This window comes from Blautia sp. DFI.3.45, from assembly GCF_020593505.1.
GTDB classification, from domain to species: Bacteria; Bacillota; Clostridia; order Lachnospirales; family Lachnospiraceae; genus Blautia_A; species Blautia_A wexlerae.
This window is the reverse complement of record NZ_JAJDMI010000002.1, coordinates 123,772-141,083: the sequence shown is the minus strand read 5'-3', so window position 1 is coordinate 141,083 and position 17,312 is coordinate 123,772. Positions and strand designations below refer to the sequence as shown.

The following is a 17,312-nucleotide window of genomic DNA, read 5'->3' as shown; positions in this document are numbered from 1 at the left end:
ATAAGACATAATTCCTCCGTTTTGACAAAATCCGCATACTTTATCACGTATAATGAATCTCACTTACCGAAGTGAAGGAGAAGTCAGAGGCAGTATCAGACGGAGGGAAGGAAATGCATTACGAAATATACATAGATGTAGTTTTTTTCACAAATCTCCTGATAGATTACATATTGATCAGATTTACAGGAATATTATTCCGATGTGGAAGAAGCAGAAAAAGAGCTCTTCTGGGAGCTGCTGCAGGTGCGGTGTTTTCCTGCTGGATCATTTATCTGCAATCTTTTCTGAAGTCTGGGATTTTTCTTCCGGCACTTGTCCTGCTGCATGGTGGCTGTGCTGCAGGAATGCTTGTGATCGGATGTAATCTGAAAAGGGGAAGTCTGCTGCTTAAAGCAATACTTACACTGTATTTTGCCGCATTTCTGTGTGGAGGGTTCTGGGAAGTGATCGTCAGTGATAAGTTGACAGTCAAAATGTTTCTGATCCTTGCAGCAGCAACGTGGTCCGGCATTACAGCGTTGTCATATCTGATGGATTCCCTGAGAATACGGACAAAGAATATCTATCCGATAACCATATACTATAAAGGATGTGGATATCCTTTTCATGGATTTTATGATTCCGGAAATCTGCTTATGGATTCTGTAAACGGAAAACCTGTATCTGTAGGGACAGAAAAAGTTTTATCTGAAATATGTTCAGAAGAAACCGTAAGCTGTTTAAAACACCTGAAAGAAAATCCCGGGGAGTCTGGGAAACCGGGAACTGCCGGGCTTCATCCACATTTTACCTTTTTTCACAGTATAGGAAAAGAACAGGGAATGATGCTGGCTGTTACTTTTGAGAGACTCTGCATTCAGACTCCCGCAGAGGTTGTCTGCATAGACAATCCGGTATTTGCATTTTCATTTGAAACATCCGCTTTTGGTAAGGAATACGAGGTACTTTTGAATTCCAGATTACTTTAACGGGAGGGGTTGTGACTATGAGCTGTTATCCATTACAGGTAGTGTCAAGAATGGTGATGAACCGTTCAGGAGAAGTTTTTTATATTGGTGGAAATGATGTGCTGCCGGCACCACTGGAGCCGAAGCGTGAGGCGTTTATACTGCAGAAGCTTGGAACGGGGCAGGAAGAAGAAGCGAAGTCTGTTCTGATCGAACATAATTTAAGGCTTGTGGTGTATATTGCAAAGAAGTTTGATAACACAGGAGTCGGGGTGGAGGATCTGATCTCAATCGGAACGATTGGGCTGATCAAGGCGATCAATACCTTTAATCCTGTAAAAAATATCAAGCTTGCCACTTATGCATCCAGATGTATAGAGAATGAGATCCTGATGTATCTTCGCCGCAACAGTAAGACGAAGATGGAAGTGTCCATAGACGAACCGCTGAACGTAGACTGGGATGGAAATGAACTCCTGCTTTCTGATATTCTGGGAACTGATGAGGATGTGATTTCAAGACGTCTGGAAGACGAAGTGGAGATTTCGTTGTTATCAAAGGCAATTAGAAAGCTTTCACCGCGTGAGCAGACGATCATCCGTCTTAGATTTGGTCTGGGAAAGGAGAATGCTGCAGAGAAAACACAGAAAGAGGTTGCAGACCTTCTGGGAATTTCTCAATCATATATTTCCAGGTTGGAAAAAAGGATCATGAAGAGATTGAAAAAGGAAATTGTGAAATATGAATAGACGTAATTGGGGAATGTAGTATAATGATATAAAGGATAGTAACTATTCAGCAATCCGCTTGTAACTGTGAAAGCACTGAACGGTTATGATATAAGCAAACTGTGGGAACTGTTTTGCAGTGGGTGATTCACAGATATCAAGTCGGGGAAAGAAAAAAGGACAGAAGAGAAAAGTGAAGGTAAATAAAATACAGACAGAAAAAAACAAAGATAAAACTCTGAGGCAGGATACAGAAAGCTGCATACTGGCAGATTGCAGTTTATGTCCGAGAAATTGCCATGTAGACAGAACAGCCGGAAAAACCGGATACTGTGGAATGAATCAGAAGGTTAAGATTGCAAGGGCAGCTTTGCATATGTGGGAAGAACCATGTATTTCGGGAACCAGAGGTTCCGGGGCAGTCTTTTTTACAGGATGCAATCTGAGATGCTGTTTCTGCCAGAACCGGGAAATTGCCATTGGTGACAGTGGTCTTGAGATCACTGAGGAAAGACTGGCAGAAATATTCCTGGAACTGCAGGAAAAGGACGCTGCAAATATCAATCTGGTAACCGGAACACATTATATTCCACAGATCATCGCAGCTTTGGACTGTGCAAAGAAGCAAGGGCTTAATATTCCGGTTGTCTATAACTGTGGTGGATATGAGAACACAGAGACATTGAAACTTCTGGACGGATATGTGGACATTTATCTTCCGGATTACAAATATGCGGAGAGCGAATTGGCGGTGAAATTTTCACATGCGAATGATTATCCTGAAAGAGCTATGGAAGCAGTTAATGAGATGGTACGCCAGACAGGAATGCCACAGTTTGATGCAGAGGGATATATGAAACGTGGGACTATTGTGAGACATCTTATATTGCCGGGGCATACAAGAAATTCAAAAAAGGTTCTGAAACTTTTACATAAGACTTTTGGAAAGCAGATTTATATCAGTATCATGAATCAGTACACACCGGTTTTTGAGCAGAAAGAATATACAGAACTGAATCGTTGTGTAACCAGAAGAGAATATGAAAAAGTTCTGGACTATGCATTTGAGCTTGGGATTGAAAATGGATTTTTTCAAGATGGTGAAACTGCCAGAGAGAGTTTTATTCCTGCGTTTGATTATGAAGGCGTGAGAAAAATGCCATAAAATAAAAAACTCCCATAAATGGAAGGAGGCCGGTACTTTCGTACCGGCGCGTATGAAAAAGAAAAATATTTATAAGAAAGATTCATCATCTTTCTAAAGTTCATTATATCCAATAAATATGAATAAAATATGAATACAGTGTAAAAAAATAAAATTTGTTTTGCCAAAATATTTTTAGAATTTCTTCCATGTATCCCTTACAAACAATATCAGTAACGGGAAAATCTCAAGACGTCCTGCCAGCATATCAAAAGTAAGGATAAGCTTTGAAAACCATGAGAACATACCGAAGTTTCCGGTAGGTCCTACCAGTTCCAGACCAGGTCCGATATTATTAAAGGTTGCCGCAACCGCCGTAAAATTCGTGATCAGATTGAAATCGTCAAAGGCAATCAGGAATATGGAGGATGCAAAAATCAGCATATATACAATGAAGAAAATATTTGTGGAACGAACAACTTCATGTGGGATGGCTTTGCCGTCCATTTTTATTTTCTTTACCGCATTTGGATGCAGAAAAATATGAAGCTCCTTGCGGACTGTTTTGCAGAGAATCAGGATCCTGGATACTTTAATGCCGCCGCCTGTACTTCCGGCACATGCACCGATAAACATCAGCAGCACCAGGATTGTCCGCGAAATTTCCGGCCAGGTATTAAAATCTGTTGTTGCATATCCGGTTGTTGTGATAATGGAACCAACCTGGAAAGCTGCCTGCTGAAAAGCTTTGGCTGCACTTCCGAAAATATGGTAAATATTGCAGGCGATGATAAGAATTGCAATACCGATGATTCCGAAATAATACCGCACTTCTTCCATTTTAAAAGCCTGAGCAAATTTTTTTGTGATAATGAAAAAGTAAGCATTAAAGTTAACGCCAAATAAAATCATAAATACAGTAATGACCACCTGCAGATATGTACTGTAACTGGCCATGCTGTCATTTTTAATACCAAATCCTCCGGTACCTGCAGTACCGAAAGCTGTACATATGGAGTCAAACAGCGGCATACCACCGACCAGAAGAAGCAGGATCTGGATCACTGTCATTACGAAATAAATAGAATACAGAATTTTGGCAGTTGACTGTACTTTTGGCGCAAGCTTGCTTACAGATGGTCCGGGACTCTCCGCTTTCATAAGATTCATATGATAACCGCCGGTAAGTGGAAGAAGGGAGAGGATGAAAACCAGAACACCCATTCCGCCGATCCAGTGCGTGAAGCTTCTCCACATCAGCATACAATGAGGAAGTGTCTCCACATCGCTGAGAATACTGGCTCCTGTTGTAGTAAAACCCGAAACTGTTTCAAATAATGCATCTACAGGATTTGGAATGCTTCGGCTGATCACAAAGGGGATTGCTCCTATGATACTCAGAACGATCCAGCTTAATGCTACAGTCACGAAACCTTCTTTTGTGTAGAAAGCCTTTCTTGTCGGCTTTTTCCTGGTGAGAGGAAGCCCGATGACCAGGCATAAAGCAATCGTGATCAGAAAAGCTACACCGGAAGTTTCCTGATAGATGAGTGCCGTAATTGCGGGCAGAGCCATAAATACAGCTTCAATTTTCAGAATCATTCCGATGATATAGATAATAATGGAATAGTTCATGATTTGGCTCCTTTATTTTTCCAGAATATCTGTGATATCGCGAAGGCCCTTCTGAGAAGTTACTATGATAACGGTATCTCCGACCTGAATGGTATCCTGGCCTCGGGGAATCTTGACCTGACCATTTCGGTTCAGGTAACCTACAAGAAGGTTTTTCTTCAGGTTCAGTTCAGATAATGGAATGCCTGTTACCGGTGAATTTTCGCGGATGGCAAATTCCAGAGCTTCTGCCTGATTATCCAGGATATGATAAAGGGTTTCAATATTGCTGCCGATGCTGTTCTGCATGGCACGTACATACTGCAGGATATAGTCGGCTGTGATATATTTCGGATAAATGACGCTTCCGATATCAAGGTTATCAATGACATCATCAAAGGCAAGGCGGTTTACCTTGGCAATCAGTTTGGCATTGGAAACTGTTTTGGCAAAGAGTGAAAGGAAAACATTTTCCTCATCCATGTTTGTGAGTGATACAAAAGCCTCTGTGCGTGAGAGTCCCTCTTCCATAAGGAGAGAACGATTGGTTCCGTCTCCGTTAATGATAGTTGCCTCCGGAAGCAGATCACTTAAGGTTTCACAGCGGGACTCATTCTGTTCGATGATCTTAACGGAGATGTTCATATCAAGCAGGGCTTTTGTAAGGTAATAGGAAATGGTTCCTCCGCCGACAATAATGGCGTTTTTTACCTGATTGGTTTTCAGGCCGATCTTTTTGAAAAAGGCTGCTGCATTCACCGGGGAAGCAAGAATGGAAACCATATCTCCGTCGTGGATCACCTGATTACCGCCGGGAATAGATACATGATCCCGACTTTCTACTGCGCAGAACAAGACGTCGCATTTCAGGGCTTCCGTAATGCGTGAGATTGTCATGCCATCCAGATTAAATTCAGGAAGCACTTTGAATTTCAGCATTTCTACACGACCACGTGCGAAAGTATCGATCTTGATAGCTGAAGGGAAGCGTAAGAGACGGGAAATTTCCTGTGCAGCTGCAAGCTCTGGGTTAATGATCATAGTAACACCCAGACGCTTCTTGATGAAGCTGATCTCTTTGGCATAGATAGGATTGCGGACACGGGCAATCGTCTGGCAATGGCCGGTTTTCTGTGCGATCAGGCAGCAGAGGAGATTCATTTCATCAGAGCCGGTTACGGCAATCAGGATATCTGCATTCTCAATACCTGCTTCCACCAGCGTGTTGATACTTGCACCGTTTCCCACGATACCCATGGCATCAATGTCATTCTGAAGGGAAGTGATCACATTAGAAGAAACGTCTATAAGAGTAATGTCGGATTCTTCTTCCTGAAGCTGTTCTGCCAGGGTACGTCCAACTTTACCGCACCCAACAATAATTATCTGCATAATTCCTCCAATAAGGGGGCTGTCACATAATATCTATGTGAGACAGCCCCTTTTATATCATATTTTTGTTTGTAATTGCTCAATATTTTTGGCAATTACTTTTGTGGCTATTAAGCTAAGAATACTATAGCACCACCAGATATATTTGTAAAGCAAATATGAAATTTCTGTGATTTTTAAGATGGAGCGTATTACTGTTCATTCCGTTCTCAGTAACACGCTTCGCGATGCTAATCGCATAAATTCGCGCAGTATGTCGCAGGTTTTGGCTGCGTACGTTATTTATTGCTGTTGCATGATGCAGTGCAGGGATTATCAAATCCCGGGGTAAAAGCATAGAAATTTTTGGCATCAAGTTCTTCCTGAATGGACTGAAGAGCTTCCCCAAATCTCTGGAAATGAACAACTTCTCTGGCACGCAGGAATTTGATGGGATCCGCAATCTCAGGTATATTTCGGACTACTCTGAGAATATTGTCATAAGTAGAACGGGCTTTTTGCTCTGCAGCAAGATCCTCGAACAGATCAGTGATCGGATCACCTTTACTCTGAAATTCACATGCATTAAATGGTACGCCACCTGCTGCCTGTGGCCAGACTCCCACTGTGTGATCGATATAATACGGTCCAAATCCGGATTTCTCAATTTCCTCCATGGAAAGGTCCCGGGTAAGCTGATGTACAATAGTGGATACCATTTCCAGATGACTGAGTTCTTCTGTTCCTATATCGTTGAGCAAAGCAGAAGTCGTTCGGTTCGGCATGGTAAAACGCTGGGAAAGATAACGCAGGGAAGCGCTGATCTCACCGTCCGGGCCACCGGAGTGCAGTACCCTATAATAGACCTGCAGACCCAGCGTTTATGCGGGTTTGCGGGATTTTTAATTCAGAAAAAATATTACAAAAATGTTAAAAAGGCTGAAATAGCACTTTTTTATGGATGGATGAAATTCAGGAAATAATGATGTCAAAAGACATTTTTCCGGATTCCTTATCATATATGATCTGTTCCACAACACTTCTGATCAGATTTCCCTTTTCTTCATAACCTACGTCTGGATTCTTCAGGACATCCGCAACAGAACGGATTTCTTTCAGGATTTCTTCTGTGTCAGGCTGATCTGCTTGTTCTTCCTGCAATAGCTGCGAAAGGGCAGCAGTCAATTCTAACCGATCTGATACCAGACGATCCTTATTATTCTTATATTCTTCCAGAGTATCTACGCCTGCCTCATAAGCCTCTTTGATTCTGCTTTCTCTCATGGTGAGCTTACTGATTTCTTTTTGTAACTGTTCGATCTGCAGTGAATGATCAGTCTTTTTCTTTTTACATACATATGTAAATTCTGCCCCATCTAAGATCTGATCAAAATAACTTATCACAGCTTCTTCAGCCTTTTTGACCGATAAGGCAACAGAAGTCTTATGAAATCCCTTTGCGTACTTCCAGCACTGGAAATAAGGACACTTATTATTACCGGTGTAAGAAAGCGTGGCCCCGCAGACAGAACACTTCAAAAGACCGGATAGCCAGTGCTTACAGGCAGAGACATTCCGTGCCTTGACCGGGCGTTTCCGGGAAGTGATCAGCTTCTGACGTTTTTCGTACCGTTCCCTGGAAAGACGTACCTCATGGCTTCCTTCAAATTCCACTCCGTTCCAGACAACAGTTCCGCAATAGAAGGGATTTCCAAGAATCCGGTCAACGCTGCGCCGCTCGAAGAGTTTTCCGCGTTTTGTCCGGTACCCGAGATCATTGCAACGCCTGGCAATAGCTGTCTCATCTAAGTTCTGATTATCATACAGGTCCATAATATAAGAGACAATGGCATATTCAGCCTCATTGATAACATAAGGCTTTCCATGTCCAACTGCAGTATAGCCAAGACAGGGAGACGTCTGATAGCCTTTTTGCAGGGCTTTTTCTTTCATGCCACGCAAGACCTCACCCGACAATCGAATGGAATAGTATTCATCCATCCATTCGATGATGCGCTCGATCAGGCTGCCAAAAGGTCCCTCGATCAATGGTTCAGATACACTGATCACGTCTACATTATCCTTCTTGAGCATGCTTTTGTATACGATAGACTCTTCCTGGTTACGGGCGAAACGACTGAATTTCCATACCAGGATTACATCAATAGGATGAGATGGCTGCTTCGCCAGGGCAATCATCTTCTGAAACTCCGGACGCTTCTGCGCATGCCGGCCGGAAACACTCTCAGTAAAGATAAAGTCCCCGGAAACAATCATGTCATTCTTCTGAGCGTAATCCAGCAAAAGACGTTTCTGCGCATCAGGAGATAACTCTGTTTGGTCCTCTGTCGAGACGCGGATGTAAAGACATGCCACTTTACTGCTCATAAATATCACCTCGGTTTTATAAAATATGTAATTTTAAGCATAAAAATAACAGCCACACAAACGTTTGGCTTGTGTAACTGCTCCGAAGATGATACAATATCTTTGCCAAAAGAAAGGGATCTCTTCGGAGATTCTTGAGCCGTCCCTGTTACCAGCGGGGGCGGTTTTTATTATAATAATTCAGAGATCGCAATTGATAAATCGGGATATATACATACTGGAATTTCATCGTCGAAAGAATACAATCCGGTACCCGATTCATTTTCAAAATCGTAGACATTTACGATACCTTTCAGGGGGTTTATAATCCAATATTCTCTGACTCCGGCCATCCGGTATTTAAATAATTTTATTCCGTAATCTTTACTCTGGGTAGCAGGAGAAACAACCTCAATTACCCAGTCAGGTGCACCATGACAACCTTTTTCATCTACTTTGTCCGGTGAGCAGACAACTGTTAAGTCTGGTTCGACATAGTTCTTGTTATCTTCATTCAGGAACACTGCAAATGGAGAGACATATGGTTTACAGGATCCGCTTTTACTTTTAATGTAATTGCGGATAGTAGCATACAGTTCACCGACGATTACCTGATGCCTGGTATTAGGTGGTGCCATCATATAGATCTGTCCATCAATCAGCTCTGCACGTTCGCCATCAGGAAGAGCGTAGATGTCATCTATTGTATAAATCCGTTCTTTGGGTAATGGCATAATGAAAACTCCTTTCGTTAATCCATTGATGTGATCACATATATACAAATGTTCGACTTGTGTAACTGCTCCGAAGATGATACAATATCTTTGCTAAAGTACTGGATCTCTTCGGAGATTCTTGATCCGTCCCTGTTACTAGCAGGGGCGGTTTTTATATGAATTTTTGTGTGATTAGCTGATTTAAACGTTCAAGCAAATCGTTTGGAAAACCCAAAACATCAAATATGCTTTGACCATTGAAATGTATGTCTTTATAAGGTGAAAGAATATTAAATAATTCGGATCTAAATCTGAATTATTAGATATTCTCAATTCAATCAATTTCTGGTGATTCCCCGTCATTCGAGGCATCTGTTCAAACGAGAATGTTTGGTTGCTGTTACCAGTAAGGGCACTTTTTGAAGACATTATTGAATGCAATGATAATTAAATAAACAGGGATTCTTCAAAAAATCTGCTTGTATAGGAATTAGGGCATCTTACCCATCCAGAAATATCAGCATCCTCAGCCCGGATATATATATAGGCACTGCCGCCAGAATATTTAATTTTATTTACAGTACATACTTCGTAAGCATCTGTTGTATAGATAATATTTCCGTTAGGGGCGTTCTTTATATTCAATGATTTTGCACATTTCCACATATTTTGTCCACCAAGAAGGGGATTGTATGATTTGGAATAAGTGACAGGATATGTAGTTTTGGAAAGCTTCAGAGAGCTTCCGGAAAGTTTATAAGTTATGGTATATTGAATAGAACCGACTCCTCCTGGCATTGACTGCATACGGATTTGAATGTAATTTGCACCAACTTTTTGAGTAAAACTATTATGGCGAGCATTGAAAGCACCTTTACGATGCGACATTAAATTGACAGCAGATACAAGTTTTCCAGATTTATAAGTCAATAATTTGTCGTAATCAATGTGATCATTATCAATGTCTTGGCATTTTAGCTTCAAAAAATGTTTATTTCCATTGAGAGTATAAAGATCTGCATTTACAAGATATATGTTTTGGGCGTTTAAACTAAAACTTTTTTTGCCATTCACCTCAATGTTCAGATAAGATTCCGACTTGAAATTTATTCGAATTTTATCAGCTTTGCCATCACCGGTGATGTCATATTTAGAGTATGCTACATTTGGCCGAATGGAAATGTTACTTTTTTGAGCTGCTTTAACAGTTAGCGGCATAGATATGGTGCTGATTGTAATTAGGGCAACTGTAAAATATTTTAATAATGTCTTTTTCATGTGAAAAACCTCCTGTATTCAAGAACTCATTCGCAGTTCTATGAGCTTTTGGTGATATCCAGTCATTCTAGACATCTGTTCAATAGTAAAATCTCTATATTCTTCCAATAGCGAATCTGGTAATAACAGCTCCGTTCTTTAATCTGCTGATGAAATCATATGTATCACCGCAAATGGTTCAAAATAAATAACATAATTATCAACAACAGCGTATACACCGTATTTAGAATGATAACACTGTATAGCCTCTTTTAAATATTCTTCCGTAGCGTTCAGATATTCAGCCATCTCATAAAGATTCCCACATCCTGCTTCATAAGCGCTGATCAGACCGGTAAGTCCAATCTTTAGATTATACCCATAAAGCCGAGCTCGATATTCCTGCTTTCGGCTTTCTACCTTATTCTGGTCTAAAATGTTTCCGGAGCTGGTGCGATAATGCCCGATTTCTTCGGCAAGCACACAGGATTTTTCTGCTTGTGTTTCTATATCCTTTCGGATTGCTATGTGACTGCCGCGGATCAGGCCATCATGTTCAGTAAGAGGTTGTTCTTTAACAAGTAACCCTTCTTGATCGGCAGCAGTCAGTAATTGTTCGTAATTCAATTGGGATCACCCCTTTAGCGATTAAAATAAAACGGTTCTCTCTAAGCTGTTTGCTTGTAGTCAACAACTGCAATTTCAGTCAGCATACCTTTAACTTTTTGAATAATTTCTTCAATTCGTTCAAGTGTTTCACCATTTAAGTATTCTTCCCCACATTGAGAACACTTTTCACAAGGAACATTCTTGATAATGATATAGCATCCCTGATAATCAGTCATGTAAGTTGTTGTAGAAGATTCAATATTACCTTTGCAGTAAAAACAAGTCATTATGCATTCTCCTTTCTGGTTTTGAAATCAGATTCCCATTTATCAAAACTGGGGAAATAAGCTGTTATAAGGAACAAATCCGATTCGTGATTTCCGATGACTACATGAAGATATTTATCTTCGATGCTCATCCCCAGAATTAAACAACTGGGGTAAGGATAATCATCTGGATATTGTTCGATGATTTCTCCATTCATAATACAGGCTATTACATCTTTTAAGAATATCCTACGCTGTTCCAGCCTTTTAGCTGCGTGGAGTGTAATACGAATGTTTTTAGGTATACATAGTTTACGCAATTCCAATATATCTAATGCCATATCATTCCTCCCATTTTGAATCATCATTCATAATATCCAAATCATGCTGAACACCTTCGGGTGTTTGCTCAACATCCGTCCGGGCATGAGCTGCAAGAAGATCTTCTTCCATCTGCTGGGCGGAGAGAAGGTTCTTAGAGTAGGCGAGAACCTTTCTCTGGTTATGAGGAGACAACTGATTGCAGATTTCTATGATTTCCTTGCACTGAGCAGAGACGGAAGAGTTCTGAACAGATTCTGCTTTATAGGGAGTTCTTTCCATAGGAACGTCAAAACCCATAAGCCATGCTTCACTTACGTTCAATGCATTTCCTAGAATAAAAAGCTTTTCTTGGTTAGGCTCTGTTTTTCCAGAACAGTATTGACTTATATCTGACTTATGCATTTTTACATTATACTTTTGACAATATGGAACAGTCAGATTAAGAATATCAACTTGCCGAAGTCCTCGCATATTCATTATTGTTTTTAAACGAATTGCAGTGTTTTCTTTCTTCATAATGTTCTCCTTTTCGTAATTGAAATATAACACATATTATACAAAAGTTCAATAATAAAAACCTAAAAGTTAAAAAAATTGAATTTTATGTTGGCAGAAAATGGACGACGTGATATTACACAGATAATTCAAAAGCTTGAACCGGAAAGGAGGTATCAAGTTGGCATTCGATTATAACAAGCTACGAGGAAGAATCGTGGAGATTTTTAACACTCAGTCGAACTTCGCAAGTGCAATGGGATGGTCGGAGCGCATATTGGCACTAAAGATGAATGGAATGTGTTCATGGAAGCAGATAGATATTTGTAAAGCAATACAGTTGTTGAAACTTACTATTGAGGACATTCCGATCGTATGTACTCGGGTAGGTCACTACTCTGTACTTACAGGATAAGAGCATATGAGAGGAGAGTCAACGAAAGTCGTTCGACAAACTGCTTAAATTTGTATAAACAGTAACCTATACATATCATTTCCCATACCATAAAGAAGAGGTGAGGAAGATGTCAGAATTAAAACTGGTAACAAGAAATATCCGTATTAATGGAATTCAGCATAAAGCCAGTGATATGTCAGAAGAAGAAATCAAATGCCTGCTCATCCAGAGACAGGATATAATTCTTCTGAATATGAATTACGAAAGAAAAGCCGCCGGTTAAGGCGGAGAAAGGAGGAACATATTAAGGTTGCGAATCATAGAATAGAAGACCTGGAAAGAAAAGGAGAATGATCATGGAACAGATCACAAACTATGTAAAACCGGAACTCATCGTAGTAGCTATTGCCTTATATTTCGTAGGAATGGCACTCAAACAGGCACAGGCAGTAAAGGATAAGTACATCCCGCTTATCCTTGGCGGAATCAGCATTGCAATCTGCGCGATCTATGTGTTTGCCACCTGCACCTGCGGTACCGGACAGGATATTGCAATGGCAATTTTTACAGCGATTACACAGGGAATACTGATTGCTGGTCTTTCTACATACGTGAACCAGATTGTAAAACAGGCAAATAAAGACGAATAAGGGATGAGAAACCATCCCTTTTCGCTCTATGAAAGGAGACGGACATGGAAATAAGAGGAATTGATGTATCTGCCTGGCAAGGGAAAATTGACTGGAAAACAGTTGCTGATTACGGCATGGGGTTCGCAATCCTGCGGATTACAGAAGCGGGAAACGTGATAGATAGCTACTTTGAGCAGAACTTCTCTGAATGCCGGAAATACAATATCCCGGTTGGGGCATATAAGTATTCTTATGCCATGACAGTTGCGGAGATACAGAGCGAAGCCAGAAAAGTAGTGGAAGTTCTGAACGGGCGAAAACTGCAGTATCCGGTCTGGCTGGATCTGGAATGGAATAATCAGAGAAGCCTCGGAGCTGAACAGATCCATAAATTGGCAGAAGCATTCGAAAAGATTATCACGGCAGCGGGATATAAATTTGGTATTTATTGCAATGTGGATTGGTACCTGAATGTAATTTGTAGCCATCTGAAAAAATACGATTTCTGGATTGCACGTTATCCGGCATCAGATAACGGTACTTTACAGGAACGACTCCGGCCGGACTTTGGTGTGGGCTGGCAGTATTCCAGTAAAGCAAAGATACCTGGCATCAGCGGAACTGTAGATAGAAATATATTTTACAAAGATTATAACGAAGCAAAAGATATAAAAAAGGAAAACGCAGTCATGACAAAGAGTGAAGCTATCAACGTAGTTCTGGGAATTGCAAAAGAAGAGATCGGGTACCTGGAAAAGAAAAATAACAGTAAGCTTGACAGCAAGACTGGAAATGCCGGATCAGCAAACTATACAAAATATTGGAGAGATATAAAACCATCCTATCAGGGGCAGCCCTGGTGCGCAGCGTTTATCTCCTGGTGTTTCATGAAAGCTTTTGGTCTGGATAATGCAAAGAAACTCTTAAAGCACTGGCCGTATGTATACTGCCCAACCTTAGGCGTATTATTTGTAAAGAATGCCAATCCAAAAGTTGGAGATATTGTTATCTTTAAACATGGCGGTACCTTTACCCATACCGGCTTTGTAACAAAAGTAGCCGGAGACAGATTCTGGACGATTGAGGGAAATACTTCCGGAGCATCCGGTATCGTGGCAAATGGTGGCGGGGTCTGCCAGAAGAGTTATTACAACAGTAACCTTCCAGGGACAAAATTCTGTACACCGGACTATTCAATTGTTTTATCTGCAGATAAAGATGAAACAGACAAGACAACAAACCCAGAAGGAGGCAGCTACATGTTTAACCCAGAGACAGTAAAAGCAGGAGACAAAAATACATCTGTGCTTCTCTTACAGGAAATATTAAGAGCCAGAGGCTTTAAAGGCAAAAACGGCAAAGCCCTGAAACTTACATGGACAGCAGATGTAAACACGATTTACGCTCTGAAAGCTTATCAGGAATCCAGAAAAGAAGTTTTGGAAGTGGATGGTATTTGCGGATCTGCTACTTGGAAAGACTTACTTGCGATTTAAAGTAAATATAAATAAAAAAAAGAGTATGGGTACAATGAGTACCCTTACCCATAAGATATTGTATCAGCTTCATTGCTTCTTATATATTATAGGGTATTACACTATGGGCCACCGTACTGGCTCATGATATACTGTGCAATTTTTGCATTGGGTTGTGTGATATTGATCGGATATTGAAGCCTTTTTTCATAATTCCACATAAATTATCTGCACGCTCCTTCCTTTTCCCATGGGAATGGCTGTTCCATCCATTTCCAGATGGATTCTCCGGTCTGATCTGTAATGTCAATAATCAGGGGACCATATGCTTCGGCGTATTCTTTTAATAGCTTTTTTCGTTCCTGCACAAGTTCGTGACAGTAAGTCAGAGCCTTTTCATCACAGGGATGTGTGTCAAGGTACAGAGTCATATCATTGACTGCGAAACTGACCTGATCGATACGGTTTAATAACTGTTTTTGGGAGCAATCTGTTTTCATCTTCGAATACCTCTCTTTCCACAAAATGGTTTGCATAACTGTGGGAAAATGGTTCCTACATTTAATGCATACTGCAGTGGGAAATTCTCTGTAAACTTCTGGCAGGGAACATATGCCATTGCAGGTTCCAGATACTGAAGATGCGAAAACATTTTATGTTTTTTTTCTTTGACACCCGGTATAGTACAGCTACAGTCTGTCGTGTTTCTGACAGAGCATTCGGAACTGTTCATATTTCTATTTGAAGGCTGAGGCATATTCATACCGCAGGTACGGTTATAAGGGCGGTTGCCGGAACATCCCATCCGATAATTTTCCATATATAATTCCCTTCTCTGAAAACTGTTTACATTATATTTTATGTCATGCTCATAAAACCGTGCTCATACAAGGCGAAATTTCATTGCCATAGTGAAGATTCGTTACTGTTCACATACCACTATCCCGCGAGGTGTTTTGGCATGAATATGCCAAAATCCCGAGACATACAAGCCAAAATTCCATTGCCGCAGGCAATCTGGAATGAATTTTGGCTAAGTTACTGTGAACGGAGTGAACAGTAACGAAGATTCATATCGTCTGACAGACAGATTCCTTTTTACTTTAGAATATGCTATTATATATAGGAAATATTTGCTGCCTGCCAAGTGTCAGCATCCAAAGAAAGTCGGGAGGTACATAAAGATGAAACTTACAATATTGGGAACCGGAAATGCAAAGGTGACGAAATGCTATAACACCTGTTTTGCGCTAAATGAAGATAAAGAATATTTTATGATAGACGGAGGTGGCGGAAACACAATTCTGAAGCAGCTGGAGGACGCAGGAATCAGCTGGAAAGAAATCAGAACTATATTTGTGACACATAAACACATCGATCATCTGCTTGGAATCATCTGGATGCTTCGTATGTATTGTCAGGGAATGGCAAGAGGACAGTTTGGCGGTGAAGTGACTATCTATGGACATGATGAAGTGATCAGCCTGCTGAAACAGATGGCAGAGATGCTTCTCACACCAAAGGAAACGAAATTTATCGGAGACAAAGTCCATCTGGAAGAAGTAAAGGACGGAGAAGATAGAACGATTCTGGGACACAGGGTGACATTTTTTGATATTCTGTCTACAAAGGCAAAACAGTTTGGGTTCTGCATGGAGTATGCAGAGGGAAAGAAGCTGACCTGTTGTGGAGATGAGCCATATAATGAATGTGAACAGAAATATGCCAAAAACAGCACATGGCTTCTTCATGAAGCATTCTGTCTGTTCTCCCAGGCAGATAAATTCAAACCATATGAGAAACATCATTCTACCGTAAAGGATGCCTGTGAGCTGGCACAGAAACTGGAAGCAGAGAATCTGATTCTGTATCATACAGAGGATAAAAATATTTCCAGACGAAAGGAGCTCTACACAGAAGAAGGCAGACAGTATTATAAAGGAAATCTCTGGATTCCTGATGATCTGGAAATCTACAAATTATAAAAAGACAAACCTCCGGAGGCTTGCCTTTTTTACAGCAATCTTTTTAAATGTATCATTTATGAGGGTTGCATAGTGATTATGCTGTATGGTCCACATGTGTTTTGGTGTCGGAAGACAAAATTTCACATGTAGTATGATCCTGTGAAAAAGTTTCCATAATTCCTGAAATAGTCCTGTGCAGATAAGGACGGTACTCAGCCAGAGACACAGGCTGCTGATACAGAATGCAGCTGTAGCAGGTGGAACCTACCAGCTCAATGATCGTAAAGAGCATCAGTTCCGGATTTTTATAATGTAGTCCGCTTTGAGCAAGCATATCCAGATAGGACTGATAAAAATTATATTCGTCGTCAGGCATTTTTTCCTCAAAAGCACCCTTGAAGACACCCCAGGCAAGATTCTTTGAAATAAACAGCAGGAGAGTACGGTCTTTATTCAACTCAGTAAGAATGTAATCTATAATAAAATGTACCTGCCTGTCAAATTCGCTGATATGTGCATTCTGCACAGCCTTATGGGCCCAGAAAAACAATTCTCCGGTCTTGTGGGAAACCAGTTTATTCCGGATATCATATTTATCTTTAAAATAGAGGTAAAAAGTCCCCTTGGCAACCCCAGCCTGATCTACAATATCTGAAATTGTAGTTTTGGTAAGTCCCTTCGTCGTAAAAAGTTCAAAGGCAGTGTTGAAAAGAGCATCTTTTTTCTTCTTTTTATTCAGCTCCAGTTTTCCCATTTCAGATTCATTCCTTCCTTTACTGTATACATAACATTTTAACCGAATCAGGTAAGTCCCTCTGCGGAGTTTGCGAAAAACAATAAGCGTCTTACTGTTCACAGCAACATAAGCTTACTTTGTAATTATATTGTGATCATATATAATTACTATTTTAAACAAAAATGACTGAAAGTCAATATTACATTTTTGTTCTGGAAAAATTTAGGCAAATTGTGAAGAATGATTATTGACTGAAAGTCATTT

The 17,312-nt window shown here is 40.5% G+C and carries 20 protein-coding genes and 2 pseudogenes; 8 read left to right on the top strand and 14 right to left on the bottom strand.

The genetic code is table 11. From position 1 onward, the window contains the following. Window positions 1-113: 113 nt before the first annotated feature. The 3 genes from LJE09_RS01440 to LJE09_RS01430 all read left to right on the top strand — a co-directional run bounded on the left by LJE09_RS01440 (window position 114) and on the right by LJE09_RS01430 (window position 2,843). Window positions 114-971 carry a sigma-E processing peptidase SpoIIGA gene (locus LJE09_RS01440; RefSeq protein ID WP_144137255.1) on the top strand — a complete coding sequence of 286 codons (858 nt, stop codon included), beginning with the start codon at window positions 114-116 and terminating at the stop codon, window positions 969-971. Window positions 972-988: 17 nt separating this feature from the next. After that, complete coding sequence (gene sigE / locus LJE09_RS01435) at window positions 989-1,699, top strand: RNA polymerase sporulation sigma factor SigE (protein ID WP_020994083.1); 711 nt, start codon at window positions 989-991, stop codon at window positions 1,697-1,699. 217 nt (window positions 1,700-1,916) lie between these two features. Then, window positions 1,917-2,843, top strand: coding sequence for a radical SAM protein (locus LJE09_RS01430; protein WP_144137259.1), 927 nt, complete (start codon window positions 1,917-1,919; stop codon window positions 2,841-2,843). Window positions 2,844-3,017: 174 nt separating this feature from the next. Here LJE09_RS01430 and LJE09_RS01425 read toward each other — a convergent pair whose 3' ends face one another. The 10 genes and pseudogenes from LJE09_RS01425 to LJE09_RS01380 all read right to left on the bottom strand — a co-directional run bounded on the left by LJE09_RS01425 (window position 3,018) and on the right by LJE09_RS01380 (window position 11,862). Then, window positions 3,018-4,457, bottom strand: coding sequence for a TrkH family potassium uptake protein (locus LJE09_RS01425; RefSeq protein ID WP_144137254.1), 1,440 nt, complete (start codon window positions 4,455-4,457; stop codon window positions 3,018-3,020). A 12-nt stretch (window positions 4,458-4,469) separates the two neighbouring features. Next, window positions 4,470-5,828 carry a Trk system potassium transporter TrkA gene (gene trkA, locus LJE09_RS01420; protein WP_118616635.1) on the bottom strand — a complete coding sequence of 453 codons (1,359 nt, stop codon included), beginning with the start codon at window positions 5,826-5,828 and terminating at the stop codon, window positions 4,470-4,472. Window positions 5,829-6,106: 278 nt separating this feature from the next. After that, window positions 6,107-6,649, bottom strand: a pseudogene (locus LJE09_RS01415) (manganese catalase family protein); the annotation flags it as partial. A 130-nt stretch (window positions 6,650-6,779) separates the two neighbouring features. After that, window positions 6,780-8,195, bottom strand: coding sequence for a recombinase family protein (locus tag LJE09_RS01410; RefSeq protein ID WP_227310924.1), 1,416 nt, complete (start codon window positions 8,193-8,195; stop codon window positions 6,780-6,782). 170 nt (window positions 8,196-8,365) lie between these two features. After that, on the bottom strand, window positions 8,366-8,908 hold the full coding sequence (locus LJE09_RS01405) for a Uma2 family endonuclease (RefSeq protein WP_025577348.1): 543 nt from the start codon (window positions 8,906-8,908) through the stop codon (window positions 8,366-8,368). 429 nt (window positions 8,909-9,337) lie between these two features. Beyond that, window positions 9,338-10,168, bottom strand: a complete 831-nt coding sequence (locus LJE09_RS01400; RefSeq protein ID WP_008704148.1) for a hypothetical protein — start codon at window positions 10,166-10,168, stop codon at window positions 9,338-9,340. Window positions 10,169-10,306: 138 nt separating this feature from the next. Beyond that, entirely contained in the window at window positions 10,307-10,774 is a 468-nt protein-coding gene (locus LJE09_RS01395; RefSeq protein ID WP_008704147.1) for a hypothetical protein, read from the bottom strand. 41 nt (window positions 10,775-10,815) lie between these two features. Then, the gene (locus LJE09_RS01390; protein WP_008704146.1) at window positions 10,816-11,043 is read right to left on the bottom strand and encodes a type II toxin-antitoxin system MqsA family antitoxin; all 228 of its coding nucleotides are present in this window, start codon (window positions 11,041-11,043) and stop codon (window positions 10,816-10,818) included. Then, on the bottom strand, window positions 11,043-11,363 hold the full coding sequence (locus LJE09_RS01385; protein ID WP_008704144.1) for a DUF4258 domain-containing protein: 321 nt from the start codon (window positions 11,361-11,363) through the stop codon (window positions 11,043-11,045). Before LJE09_RS01385 ends, LJE09_RS01390 begins: the two co-directional genes overlap by 1 nt. Before the next feature lies 1 nt (window position 11,364). Continuing rightward, window positions 11,365-11,862, bottom strand: coding sequence for a helix-turn-helix domain-containing protein (locus tag LJE09_RS01380; RefSeq protein ID WP_008704143.1), 498 nt, complete (start codon window positions 11,860-11,862; stop codon window positions 11,365-11,367). 160 nt (window positions 11,863-12,022) lie between these two features. On the opposite strand from LJE09_RS01380, the gene LJE09_RS01375 reads away from it, so the two are divergent. From LJE09_RS01375 to LJE09_RS01360, 4 genes are all read left to right on the top strand, one after another. After that, window positions 12,023-12,256, top strand: a complete 234-nt coding sequence (locus tag LJE09_RS01375) for a DUF739 family protein (RefSeq protein ID WP_008704142.1) — start codon at window positions 12,023-12,025, stop codon at window positions 12,254-12,256. A gap of 109 nt (window positions 12,257-12,365) precedes the next feature. Further along, window positions 12,366-12,521 (top strand): hypothetical protein, encoded by a 156-nt coding sequence (locus tag LJE09_RS01370; protein WP_020994078.1) that lies wholly within the window; start codon window positions 12,366-12,368, stop codon window positions 12,519-12,521. Window positions 12,522-12,594: 73 nt separating this feature from the next. Next, window positions 12,595-12,888 (top strand): phage holin family protein, encoded by a 294-nt coding sequence (locus tag LJE09_RS01365; protein WP_020994077.1) that lies wholly within the window; start codon window positions 12,595-12,597, stop codon window positions 12,886-12,888. Between the two features lie 44 nt (window positions 12,889-12,932). Then, complete coding sequence (locus tag LJE09_RS01360; RefSeq protein WP_008704138.1) at window positions 12,933-14,366, top strand: GH25 family lysozyme; 1,434 nt, start codon at window positions 12,933-12,935, stop codon at window positions 14,364-14,366. Window positions 14,367-14,470: 104 nt separating this feature from the next. On the opposite strand, the pseudogene LJE09_RS18635 reads toward LJE09_RS01360, so the two are convergent. The 3 genes and pseudogenes from LJE09_RS18635 to LJE09_RS01345 form a co-directional block, all read right to left on the bottom strand. Beyond that, window positions 14,471-14,566 (bottom strand): annotated as a pseudogene (locus tag LJE09_RS18635) (manganese catalase family protein); the annotation flags it as partial. 3 nt (window positions 14,567-14,569) lie between these two features. Continuing rightward, window positions 14,570-14,845 (bottom strand): spore coat protein CotJB, encoded by a 276-nt coding sequence (locus LJE09_RS01350; protein WP_008704137.1) that lies wholly within the window; start codon window positions 14,843-14,845, stop codon window positions 14,570-14,572. Beyond that, window positions 14,842-15,165, bottom strand: coding sequence for a spore coat associated protein CotJA (locus LJE09_RS01345; protein WP_020994075.1), 324 nt, complete (start codon window positions 15,163-15,165; stop codon window positions 14,842-14,844). The genes LJE09_RS01350 and LJE09_RS01345 overlap by 4 nt, the downstream gene beginning before the upstream one ends. Before the next feature lie 364 nt (window positions 15,166-15,529). On the opposite strand from LJE09_RS01345, the gene LJE09_RS01340 reads away from it, so the two are divergent. After that, window positions 15,530-16,330, top strand: coding sequence for an MBL fold metallo-hydrolase (locus LJE09_RS01340; RefSeq protein ID WP_008704134.1), 801 nt, complete (start codon window positions 15,530-15,532; stop codon window positions 16,328-16,330). A 76-nt stretch (window positions 16,331-16,406) separates the two neighbouring features. On the opposite strand, the gene LJE09_RS01335 is transcribed toward LJE09_RS01340, so the two are convergent. Beyond that, entirely contained in the window at window positions 16,407-17,066 is a 660-nt protein-coding gene (locus LJE09_RS01335) for a TetR/AcrR family transcriptional regulator (RefSeq protein WP_055199933.1), read from the bottom strand. Window positions 17,067-17,312 lie beyond the last annotated feature (246 nt).

Bases quoted from the DNA above. Each gene is read 5' to 3' on its own strand.
- LJE09_RS01400 (WP_008704148.1), bottom strand. From the start codon at position 10,168: ATGAAAAAGACATTATTAAAATATTTTACAGTTGCCCTAATTACAATC.
- LJE09_RS01345 (WP_020994075.1), bottom strand. From the start codon at position 15,165: ATGGAAAATTATCGGATGGGATGTTCCGGCAACCGCCCTTATAACCGT.
- LJE09_RS01385 (WP_008704144.1), bottom strand. From the start codon at position 11,363: ATGGCATTAGATATATTGGAATTGCGTAAACTATGTATACCTAAAAAC.
- LJE09_RS01390 (WP_008704146.1), bottom strand. From the start codon at position 11,043: ATGACTTGTTTTTACTGCAAAGGTAATATTGAATCTTCTACAACAACT.
- LJE09_RS01335 (WP_055199933.1), bottom strand. From the start codon at position 17,066: ATGGGAAAACTGGAGCTGAATAAAAAGAAGAAAAAAGATGCTCTTTTC.
- LJE09_RS01350 (WP_008704137.1), bottom strand. From the start codon at position 14,845: ATGAAAACAGATTGCTCCCAAAAACAGTTATTAAACCGTATCGATCAG.
- LJE09_RS01340 (WP_008704134.1), top strand. From the start codon at position 15,530: ATGAAACTTACAATATTGGGAACCGGAAATGCAAAGGTGACGAAATGC.
- LJE09_RS01425 (WP_144137254.1), bottom strand. From the start codon at position 4,457: ATGAACTATTCCATTATTATCTATATCATCGGAATGATTCTGAAAATT.
- LJE09_RS01360 (WP_008704138.1), top strand. From the start codon at position 12,933: ATGGAAATAAGAGGAATTGATGTATCTGCCTGGCAAGGGAAAATTGAC.
- LJE09_RS01370 (WP_020994078.1), top strand. From the start codon at position 12,366: ATGTCAGAATTAAAACTGGTAACAAGAAATATCCGTATTAATGGAATT.
- LJE09_RS01405 (WP_025577348.1), bottom strand. From the start codon at position 8,908: ATGCCATTACCCAAAGAACGGATTTATACAATAGATGACATCTACGCT.
- LJE09_RS01380 (WP_008704143.1), bottom strand. From the start codon at position 11,862: ATGAAGAAAGAAAACACTGCAATTCGTTTAAAAACAATAATGAATATG.
- LJE09_RS01365 (WP_020994077.1), top strand. From the start codon at position 12,595: ATGGAACAGATCACAAACTATGTAAAACCGGAACTCATCGTAGTAGCT.
- LJE09_RS01410 (WP_227310924.1), bottom strand. From the start codon at position 8,195: ATGAGCAGTAAAGTGGCATGTCTTTACATCCGCGTCTCGACAGAGGAC.
- trkA (WP_118616635.1), bottom strand. From the start codon at position 5,828: ATGCAGATAATTATTGTTGGGTGCGGTAAAGTTGGACGTACCCTGGCA.
- sigE (WP_020994083.1), top strand. From the start codon at position 989: ATGAGCTGTTATCCATTACAGGTAGTGTCAAGAATGGTGATGAACCGT.
- LJE09_RS01440 (WP_144137255.1), top strand. From the start codon at position 114: ATGCATTACGAAATATACATAGATGTAGTTTTTTTCACAAATCTCCTG.